Raw genomic sequence first — 1341 nt, 5'->3', positions numbered from 1 at the left:
GGCGCGCTGCTGCCGATGACGTCGGGCGGCAGGCCGATCGACTTCACCGACCCCGGTGAGGACGACGTCTTCGGTGTCTCCCAGGTCGAGCAGTTCTCCTGGAAGGGCCTGCTGGACTTCTCCACCTGCACCGAGTGCGGCCGCTGCCAGTCGCAGTGCCCCGCCTGGAACACCGGCAAGCCGCTCTCCCCCAAGCTGCTGGTCATGGCGCTGCGCGACCACGCCCACGCCAAGGCCCCCTACCTGCTCGCCGGCGGCGGCAAGAGCATGGAAGGCGAGGAGAAGGCCACCGCCGAACAGCTGAAGGACGTGCCCGCGGCGGCCCTGGCGGAGGCCGAACGGCCCCTGATCGGCACCGCCGAAGAAGGCGGCGTCATCGACCCGGACGTGCTGTGGTCGTGCACCACCTGCGGCGCCTGCGTCGAGCAGTGCCCCGTCGACATCGAACACGTCGACCACATCCTGGACATGCGCCGCTACCAGGTCATGATCGAGTCCGCGTTCCCCTCCGAGGCCGGCACGATGCTGAAGAACCTCGAGAAGAAGGGCAACCCCTGGGGCCTGGCCAAGAAGCAGCGCCTGGAATGGCTCAAGGAAGTCGACTTCGACATCCCCGTCGTCGGCCGCGACATCGAGGACCTCACCGAGGTCGAGTACCTGTACTGGGTCGGCTGCGCCGGCGCCCTGGAGGACCGCGCGAAGAAGACCACCAAGGCCTTCGCCGAACTCCTGCACATCGCCGGCGTGAAGTTCGCCATCATGGGCGGCGACGAGAAGTGCACCGGCGACTCCGCCCGCCGCCTGGGCAACGAGCCCCTCTTCCAGGAACTCGGCATGGAGAACGTCGCCGCGCTGAACACGGCCTTCGGCGAGGAGACGGACGACGAGGGCAAGGTGCTCCCGGAGTCGGCCAAGCCGCGCTCGGCGAAGAAGATCGTCGCGACCTGCCCGCACTGCCTGAACACCCTCGGCAACGAATACCCCCAGCTCGGCGGCGACTACGAGGTCATCCACCACACCCAGCTGCTGCAGCACCTCGTCGACGAAGGCAGGCTGATCCCCGTCACCCCCGTCGAGGGCATCATCACCTACCACGACCCCTGCTACCTGGGCCGCCACAACAAGATCTACACCCCGCCGCGCGAGATCATCGCCGCCGTGCCCGGCGTGCGCAACGAGGAGATGCACCGCCACAAGGAACGCGGCTTCTGCTGCGGCGCCGGCGGCGCGCGGATGTGGATGGAAGAGCGCATCGGCAAGCGCATCCACAACGAACGCGTCGATGTGGCCCTGTCGCTCAACCCCGACATCGTCTCCACCGCCTGCCCGGGCTGCCGGGTC

The 1341-nt window shown here is 68.4% G+C and carries 1 protein-coding gene; it reads left to right on the top strand.

From position 1 onward, the window contains the following. Window positions 1–1341: (Fe-S)-binding protein (locus E4U92_RS35275; protein ID WP_137304538.1), on the top strand; the 1341-nt coding region annotated here is incomplete at both ends.

The sequence above is a fragment of the Streptomyces galbus genome, assembly GCF_005280195.1.
Classification (GTDB): domain Bacteria; phylum Actinomycetota; class Actinomycetes; order Streptomycetales; family Streptomycetaceae; genus Streptomyces; species Streptomyces galbus.
The sequence above is the reverse complement of the archived record's forward strand: the minus strand, read 5'-3'. Positions and strand labels throughout refer to the sequence as shown.